The 8,094-nt window shown below is 69.3% G+C and carries 10 protein-coding genes and 1 tRNA gene; 9 read left to right on the top strand and 2 right to left on the bottom strand.

Annotation, left to right across the window (positions count from 1 at the left end):
- The 7 genes from QH270_RS10475 to QH270_RS10445 form a co-directional block, all read left to right on the top strand.
- A partial coding sequence (locus QH270_RS10475; RefSeq protein WP_280340478.1) for a hypothetical protein occupies nt 1-180 on the top strand: 180 nt, incomplete at its 5' end.
- Between the two features lie 84 nt (nt 181-264).
- Nucleotides 265-1,389, top strand: a complete 1,125-nt coding sequence (lgt, locus tag QH270_RS10470; protein WP_280340477.1) for a prolipoprotein diacylglyceryl transferase — start codon at nt 265-267, stop codon at nt 1,387-1,389.
- Between the two features lie 135 nt (nt 1,390-1,524).
- Entirely contained in the window at nt 1,525-2,064 is a 540-nt protein-coding gene (locus QH270_RS10465) for a TM2 domain-containing protein (RefSeq protein ID WP_232997879.1), read from the top strand.
- A 170-nt stretch (nt 2,065-2,234) separates the two neighbouring features.
- The gene (locus QH270_RS10460; RefSeq protein ID WP_280340476.1) at nt 2,235-2,987 is read left to right on the top strand and encodes an amino acid ABC transporter substrate-binding protein; all 753 of its coding nucleotides are present in this window, start codon (nt 2,235-2,237) and stop codon (nt 2,985-2,987) included.
- 3 nt (nt 2,988-2,990) lie between these two features.
- Complete coding sequence (locus tag QH270_RS10455) at nt 2,991-3,668, top strand: amino acid ABC transporter permease (protein WP_280340475.1); 678 nt, start codon at nt 2,991-2,993, stop codon at nt 3,666-3,668.
- A gap of 71 nt (nt 3,669-3,739) precedes the next feature.
- Nucleotides 3,740-5,158: a pyruvate kinase gene (gene pyk, locus QH270_RS10450; RefSeq protein ID WP_280340474.1), complete on the top strand. Its 1,419-nt coding sequence runs from the start codon at nt 3,740-3,742 to the stop codon at nt 5,156-5,158.
- A 2-nt stretch (nt 5,159-5,160) separates the two neighbouring features.
- Nucleotides 5,161-6,069: an acyl-CoA thioesterase gene (locus tag QH270_RS10445; RefSeq protein WP_432420334.1), complete on the top strand. Its 909-nt coding sequence runs from the start codon at nt 5,161-5,163 to the stop codon at nt 6,067-6,069.
- An 18-nt stretch (nt 6,070-6,087) separates the two neighbouring features.
- Here the strand turns inward: QH270_RS10445 and QH270_RS10440 are convergent, their stop codons facing one another.
- Entirely contained in the window at nt 6,088-6,456 is a 369-nt protein-coding gene (locus tag QH270_RS10440) for a hypothetical protein (RefSeq protein ID WP_280340473.1), read from the bottom strand.
- 133 nt (nt 6,457-6,589) lie between these two features.
- Complete coding sequence (locus tag QH270_RS10435; RefSeq protein WP_280340472.1) at nt 6,590-7,207, bottom strand: low molecular weight phosphatase family protein; 618 nt, start codon at nt 7,205-7,207, stop codon at nt 6,590-6,592.
- A 436-nt stretch (nt 7,208-7,643) separates the two neighbouring features.
- On the opposite strand from QH270_RS10435, the gene QH270_RS10430 reads away from it, so the two are divergent.
- Both QH270_RS10430 and QH270_RS10425 read left to right on the top strand, forming a co-directional pair.
- A tRNA-Leu gene (locus tag QH270_RS10430) sits at nt 7,644-7,730 on the top strand.
- Nucleotides 7,701-7,967 carry a hypothetical protein gene (locus QH270_RS10425; protein WP_280340471.1) on the top strand — a complete coding sequence of 89 codons (267 nt, stop codon included), beginning with the start codon at nt 7,701-7,703 and terminating at the stop codon, nt 7,965-7,967. The genes QH270_RS10430 and QH270_RS10425 overlap by 30 nt, the downstream gene beginning before the upstream one ends.
- The last annotated feature ends 127 nt before the right edge of the window (nt 7,968-8,094 follow it).

Here is an 8,094-nt window from a genome sequence, read left to right as displayed (position 1 = left end):
ATGCTGATCGACGCCTCGGTGCCGATCACCGAGCAGGACCTGCGCGTGATCAGCCTGGTCGCCGACTCCGGTCGCGCGCTGGTGCTGGCGTTCAACAAGTGGGACCTGGCTCGCGCCCGGTGGGGCGGGGGGGGGGCCCGTGGCGGTCTTGGGCCGGGGTGCCGCCGGCCGGGCGACTAGGGGGGGGGGGCTCTCCGCTGTCACCGTCCCGGCATCCGCCGTCAGGGTCGCGGCCACGCTGCGGTACTCCCGTCCACTAGCCTGGTGCCCGTGAACTCAGTCCTGGCCTACATTCCGAGTCCGCCGCAGGGCGTCTGGCAGCTCGGACCCTTCCCGCTGCGGGCGTACGCGCTGTTCATCATCCTCGGCATCGTCGTCGCCATCTGGTGGGGCGAACGCCGGTGGCAACAGCGCGGCGGCAAGCCGGGCGCGGTCCTCGACGTCGCCATGTTCGCGGTGCCGTTCGGTCTGGTCGGCGGCCGGCTCTACCACGTGGCCACCGACTGGCAGAAGTACTTCGGCCCCGGCAAGCATCCGATCGAGGCGCTCTACATCTGGCAGGGCGGCCTCGGCATCTGGGGCGCGGTGTTCCTCGGCGGTGTCGGCGCCTGGATCGGCTGCCGGATCTACAAGATCCCGCTGCCCGCGCTCGGCGACGCGATCGCGCCCGCGGTGCTGCTCGCGCAGGCGATCGGCCGCCTCGGCAACTACTTCAACCAGGAGCTCTACGGCCGCACTACCGAGGTCCCCTGGGGTCTCGAGATCTACGAGCGCTTCGACGCCGACACCGGCGCGCGCGACATGATGAACGGCGTCTCCACCGGCCGGGTGCTCGAGGTCGTGCACCCCACGTTCCTCTACGAGCTGGTCTGGAACGTGCTGGTGGTGATCCTGCTGGTGCAGCTGGACAAGCGCTTCAAGATCGGCCACGGCCGCCTGTTCGCGCTCTACGTCGCGGGCTACAGCTTCGGCCGTTTCTTCGTCGAACTCATGCGCAGCGACGAGGCCACCCACATCCTCGGCATCCGGATCAACTCGTTCACCTCGGCCATCGTCTTCCTGTGCGCGATGGCGTACTTCGCGCTGGCCACCAAGGGGCGCGAGACCCCGGCCCAGCTGCAGCCCGACGGGGAACCGCGCCCGTGGCCGTGGCAGTTCTCGGCATTGCGCGCGGCCGGTGCCGCCGACAACGCCGCCGCGGTGGAAAGCGGTGCCGCCAAGGCGGATCCGAAGGACGACGACGCCGCCGAACCCGCCGGGAGCGAGACCGCGTCGGCGGCGGGCGAGACCACCGACGACCCGGCCGGGGCGGGTGACGACAAGGACGCCGTCACCGCGGCCGAGCCCGGCGACAAGGACGACGCCACCACGGTGCTGAAGAAGTCCTGACCACCACGGGGTGGCGAAATCGGCGGGCGTCGGGCAACATTCCCGACGCCCGTCGCGATAAATCGAGTGAGTGTCGCGCGCTGTCGGTGCGCCGGGGGCCACGACGGGTACCCGCACGAATGATGGAGGACATGAGTGACCGACCCCTACAACCCCAACCCGCAGTACGGCCCTGACCTGAACAAGCCGCAGGACTCCGGTTCGCAGCCGCAGTACGGTCAGCCCGCGTACGGTCAGCCCTCGGACCCCTACGCGCAGCAGCCGGGCTACGGCCAGCAGCAGCCCGGGTACGGTCAGCCGCAGTACGGCCAGCCGCAGCCGCAGTACGGTCAGCCGGCCGACCCGTACGGTCAGCCGCAGCCGGCCTACGGCGCCGCGCCCTACGGCGCCATGCCGCAGGGCTACAACCCGGCCGACCCGGAAGCGCCGTACGGCCGCGACATGTACGGCGTGCCGTTCTCGGACAAGCAGAAGCTGATGGCCGGTCTGCTGGAGATCTTCCTCGGCAGCTTCGGTGTCGGTCGCTTCTACCTCGGCTACACCGGTCTCGGCATCGCCCAGATCGCGGTGGTTTGGCTGACCTGTGGCATCGGCGCGATCTGGCCGCTGATCGACGGCATCATGATGCTCACCGGCAAGGTGCCCGACGCGCAGGGCCGCCCGCTGCGCGACTGATCGTCCGCGCGCCTGCCACGGGTGTCCCGCCGGGTGCGGGGCACCCGTTTCGCGTTTCCCCACCGGAATTGCGATCACGATGAGCGATACTCTGTGTCGGTCTGTCGCGGCGCCGTAGCGTCGCCTGGCCTGCGCGTGCCCGATACGCGCAGTGGAGAAAGGGATGGAACGTGCGCAAACTGCTTGCCGCCGCCGTACTCGCTGTCGTCGCCGCGACGGGCCTGTCGGCCTGCTCCTCCGACGCCGATCCGAACGTGCTGAAGATCGGCACCGAGGGCACGTACGCGCCGTTCAGCTACCAGGACAACGGCACCATCACCGGCTACGACGTCGAGGTCGCGCAGGCCGTCGGCGAGAAGCTCGGCAAGCGGGTGGAATTCGTGCAGACCCCGTGGGACTCCATCTTCGCCGGCCTCGAGTCGAAGCGATTCGACCTGGTCGCCAACCAGGTGACCGTCACGCCCGAGCGCGCGGCCAAGTACTCGCTGTCGCAGCCGTACACGACCTCCGAGGGCGTGATCGTCACCAAGTCCGACAACACCACGATCACCACGCTGGCCGACCTCGCGGGCAAGACCGCCGCCGAGACCGCGACCAGCAACTGGAACCAGGTCGCCAAGGACGCCGGCGCGAAAGTCGAAGTGGTGGAAGGTTTCGTGCAGGCGGTGCAGCTGCTCAAGGCCGGTCGCGTCGACGCCACCGTCAACGACACCCTCGCCGTCGGTGAGTACACCAAGAAGACCGGCGACACCGGCATCAAGATCGCGGGCAAGACCGGCGAGACCAGCAAGCAGGCCTTCGCCGCGCGCAAGGACGACGCCGCCCTCATCGCCGACATCGACAAGGCGCTCGAGCAGCTGCGCGCCGACGGCACCCTGGCGCGGCTGTCGGAGAAGTACTTCGGCACCGACGTCAGCAAATAGCGGATGGATGCCGCGACCAGGGAGCTGATCTGGCACAACCTGTGGCCGATGCTGAAGGCCACGGTCACCGCGACCCTGCCGCTGACGGCGATCAGTTTCGTCATCGGCCTGGCGATCGCGGTGGGCGTCGCGCTGGCGCGGATGTCGGCGAAGCGGGTGCTCTCGGTGCCCGCCCGCTTCTACATCTCGATCATCCGCGGCACCCCGCTGCTGGTGCAGCTGTTCATCGTGTTCTACGCGCTGCCGCAGTTCGGCGTCGTCATCGACCCGTTCCCGGCGGCCGTGATCGCGTTCAGCCTCAATGTGGGCGGGTACGCGGCGGAGGTGGTGCGCTCGGCGATCATGAGCGTCGCCCACGGGCAGTGGGAGGCCGCGGAGTCGCTGGGCATGACCTATCCGCAGACGCTGTGGTACATCGTGTTCCCGCAGGCCGCGCGGATCGCGGTGCCGCCGTTGTCGAACACGCTCATCTCGCTGGTCAAGGACACCTCGCTGGCCTCGACCATCCTGGTCACCGAACTGCTGCGCACCGCCCAGCTGGCGGCCGCGCCCACCTTCGACTTCTTCGCCCTCTACGGCGTCGCGGCGCTCTACTACTGGGTGATCTGCCTGATCCTCGGGATGGGTCAGACGCGGCTGGAGACCCGGTTGTCCCGGCATGTGGCACTCGCGCGCCGCTGATTTCGTGAACTCCGGGATAACACCCGACCGGCGAAACGACGGCGGGTAGCGGGGGGACTAGGCTTGGCTGCGTGATGCGACGGACGAAGATTGTGTGCACCCTCGGGCCGGCCACTGCCACCCAGGACCGTATTCGTGAACTCGTCGAAAGCGGCATGGATGTGGCCCGGCTGAACTTCAGCCACGGCGAACATGCCGACCATGCCGACAACTACAAGATGGTCCGCGCGGCCTCGGACGAGACCGGCCGCGCGGTCGGCATCCTCGCCGATCTACAGGGCCCCAAGATCCGGCTCGGCCGGTTCTCCGAGGGCCGCACCACCTGGGCCAACGGCGAGCAGGTGCGGATCACGGTCGACGAGGTCGACGGCACCCACGACCGCGTCTCCACCACCTACAAGCAGCTCGCGCAGGACGCCAAGGCGGGCGATCGGCTGCTCGTCGACGACGGCAAGGTCGGCCTGACGGTCGAGCACATCGACGGCAACGACGTCGTCTGCCGCGTCACCGAGGGCGGCCCGGTGAGCAACAACAAGGGCCTGTCGCTGCCCGGCATGGACGTGTCGGTGCCCGCCCTGTCCGAGAAGGACATCGAGGACCTGGAATTCGCGCTGAAGCTCGGCGTCGACTTCATCGCGCTGTCGTTCGTGCGCTCGCCGTCGGACATCGAACTCGTGCACGACATCATGGACAAGGTCGGCCGCCGCGTGCCGGTCATCGCCAAGCTGGAGAAGCCGGAGGCGATCGACAATCTCGAGGCGATCGTGCTCGCCTTCGACGCGGTGATGGTCGCCCGCGGTGATCTCGGGGTGGAGCTGCCGCTCGAGCAGGTGCCGCTGGTGCAGAAGCGGGCCATCCAGATGGCGCGCGAGAACGCCAAGCCGGTCATCGTCGCCACCCAGATGCTGGAGTCGATGATCGAGAACTCGCGCCCTACCCGCGCGGAGGCCTCCGACGTCGCCAACGCGGTGCTCGACGGCGCCGACGCGGTGATGCTCTCCGGCGAGACCTCGGTCGGCGCGTGGCCGATCGACGCGGTGCGCACGATGGCCCGCATCGTCACCGCCGTGGAGTCCGAGACGAACCGGGTGCCACCGCTGACCCACGTGCCCCGCACCAAGCGCGGCGTGATCTCCTACGCCGCCCGCGATATCGGCGAGCGCCTCAACGCCAAGGCGCTGGTGGCCTTCACCCAGTCCGGTGACACCGTGCGCCGCCTGGCCCGTCTGCACACGCCGCTGCCGCTGCTGGCGTTCACCCCGCTGCCGGAGGTGCGCAGTCAGCTGACGCTCACCTGGGGCACCGAGACCTTCATCGTGCCGATGGTGGAGACCACCGACGCGATGATCCATCAGGTCGACCAGGCGCTGCTGTCACTGGATCGGTACCGCAAGGGTGACCTGGTGGTCATCGTGGCCGGCTCCCCGCCGGGTACCGTCGGTTCCACCAACCTGATCCACGTGCATCGCATCGGCGAGGAGGACCACTAGTCGTGAGTAGTTCGGCGGGCGGATCGATCGAGGTCGATACCGTGCCAGGCGAGCCGTCACCCGATCTGCGGGTGCTGCTCGACCTGCTCGATCTCGAATCGGTGGGCGAGGACGTCTTCGTCGGCAACCATCCCGAGAAGGTGTGGAGCCGCACCTTCGGCGGGCAGTTGGTGTCGCAGGCGATCGTCGCCGCCGGCCGCACCGCCGGGCAACGGCCGCTGCACGCGATCAACGCGCACTTCGTGCGCGGCGGCGACGTGAAGAAGCCGATCGAATACCACGTGGAGCGGCACCGTGACGGTCGGGCACTGGCCAACCGCACGGTGACCGCCAGCCAGGACGGTCAGGAGCTGTTCGTCATGCTGGCGGCGTTCCAGGACTGGGGCAAGGGCTTGGAGCATTCGCACGAGGGTCCCCAGGTGCCCGACCCGGAGACGCTCCCCCGGATCGAGGAGAGCTTCGCCGGCTTCGAGGACAAGCTGGAGATGTTCATCAACGCGCCGCACCCGATCGACATGCGCTACACCAACGATCCGGCGTGGATCCTCAAGGGCACCGGCGAGAAGCTCAACCACAATCGCGTGTGGATGCGCACCGACGGCACTCTGCCCGACGATCCGCTGCTGCACGTGGCCGCGCTCGGCTACTCCTCCGACACCACCGTGCTCGATTCGATCATCACCACGCACGGCCTGTCGTGGGGCCTGGACCGGATCCTCGCGGCGACGGTGAACCATTCGATCTGGTTCCACCGCCCGTTCCGCTTCGACGACTGGACGCTCTACGCGACGGAGTCGCCCGTGGCCGCGGGCTCGCGCGGGCTGGCGACCGGCCGGTTCTATTCGCGCGGCGGCGAACTGCTCGCCACCACCGTCCAGGAAGGCGTCATCCGGCACTTCCCGGCCCGCTGATCCCGGCGCCGGGGCGGGTCAGTGGTGCTCGTGGTCGAGTTCGAGTTCCAGGTCGGTGCGCTGATGGGCGCGCAGCCGGAACGGGACCGCGTGGCTGGCCGCGCCGTACACCGCGAGCACCAGGCCGTGTTCGAGGTCGGCGATCTCGTCGTCGGTGAGGTCGACCGGGTCGCCGACCAGGCTGAGCGCGATCTCGTAGGTGGCCTCGGTGCTCGGATCGGCGCCGGGATGCGTGGCGCGCCACTGTGATTCGAGTTCCCGGTGCACCGGGTCGGCGGCCTCGGTCGGCAGCGTGAACCGCCACGCGAAGATGTCGCGGTCCTGGAGATGGTCGTCGAGGACCGTCCGGACACTGGCGACGACGCGGTCGCGGATTTCCGGGGTCACGTACACATGGAGCGAAACATCCGAAATTCGTTTCGGCAAGTCTCTCGTCCTGTCGTGTGTCGAACCAGCAAGGGAAGCAACATGTCCGCGCCGAAGTGTATCCCCGCGCGGCCGTGGCGAACAGGCCCTGGATTCAGCGTCGGCGCTGGGCGGCCAGAAACGCCGACAGCGGGCGCGCCGGCGCCGGTTCGATCACCAGGCCGGGGCCGTCGTCGCCGCTGAGCTTGGTCTGCTCGTGCGGCGCCAGCGCGGCCAGCAGCGGGAACAGCAGCTCGGCGATCCGGTCGCCGACCTCGAGGAAGGCCTCGGCGGACAGCCCGATCGGGTCGGCGATGTTCTCCCGGCCGACATAGGCCAGGTTGTTGCGCGCCTGGTGTAGCGCGGCAATGGATTTCGCGCCGGTGACCCGGGCGATGCGATGCGCCTCGATGAGGGTGAAAGTCCGCGGCGCGGCGCCGAAAGCGAGCTCGGCGACCTGATCGCGCAGGGATTCTGTCATCGCGAGCACGAGATCGGCGCGATCGACCATTTCCGGCTTGAGCTTGCGCGCGGTGAATCCGCTGGTGTCGCCACCGAGTCCGGCGATGGTCTCCGCGGCCAGCGGTTCCGGGGGAAAACCGACCAGCGCCCGTGTGCCCGCGCTCTCGGCGGTGAGTCCGGGCAACCCGTTGTCCGCCGCGAACGCCCGGGTGAGCCGTTCGGCGATCACCGAGCGGCAGACATTGGAGTTGCAGACGAACAGCACGTGCATACCGACACCGTAATCGGGTCGATTGTCGCGCAATAGGCCTTGCTTGGAACGATCACAGGCGCGGTGCTACCTATTCACCTCTCGGTTGAATGCCGTACATGAATCACCACGAGGAAATCCGTTGTGCGTGACCGTGATACCCGCGAGATAGGAATGGAAACCTTCCCGCGATATGTGTCGATTGTCACTCATTCGCGTCATGATAATTCGATTCGGTAATAACTGATGGCACCGCCACGGGACGCGCCGTTTCTCCGGCTCCTGGCAGGCGCACCGGTGCGGCGGCGGGAACCGCTCGGAGCGCGTCCTCGGGCCGGGGTGGGCCGTCGGGACTGCCGGTGGGGGAGCGGTGGAGCGCGGGGCCGGCGCCGCGCGGTCGCCGCAGGCCAGGCGGTTAGCGTCCGGGCGCGCCGAGACGCTATAGTGACCGCGGTGCGCCGGGTTGGCGGAACTGGCAGACGCGACGGTCTCAAAAACCGTTGTCCGAAAGGACGTGTGGGTTCGAGTCCCACACTCGGCACCACGGCGGTGGGGGGGGGGGGGGGGGGGGGGGGGGGGGGGGGGGGGGGGGGGGGGTAGGGGGGGGGTGGTTGGGTGGTGGGGGGGGGGGGTGGGGGGGGGGGGGGGGGGGGGGGGGGGTGGGGGGGGGGGGGGGGGGGGGGGGGTGGGCGGGGGGGGGGGGGGGGGGGGGGGGGGGGGGGGGCGGGGGGGGGGGGGGGGGGGGGGGGGGGGGGGGGGGGGGTGTGGGGGGGGGGGGTGAGATATGATGGGGGGCGGGCGGGGAGGGGGCCTGCAAGGAATGGGGCGCCGACGAAGAGGGCAGGCTGCGGCTGATCTATACCCGCGGCCGCGACTCCGAATACGACGCGCCGGCCGGTCTCAGTTCG

It is taken from the genome of Nocardia neocaledoniensis (assembly GCF_029868625.1).
GTDB lineage: Bacteria > Actinomycetota > Actinomycetes > Mycobacteriales > Mycobacteriaceae > Nocardia > Nocardia neocaledoniensis_A.
This window is presented reverse-complemented; position numbering and strand designations above follow the sequence as displayed.

Excerpts from the sequence above, each read along its gene's own strand:
- QH270_RS10455 (WP_280340475.1), top strand. The coding sequence starts at position 2,991 with ATGGATGCCGCGACCAGGGAGCTGATCTGGCACAACCTGTGGCCGATG.
- QH270_RS10435 (WP_280340472.1), bottom strand. The coding sequence starts at position 7,207 with ATGCACGTGCTGTTCGTCTGCAACTCCAATGTCTGCCGCTCGGTGATC.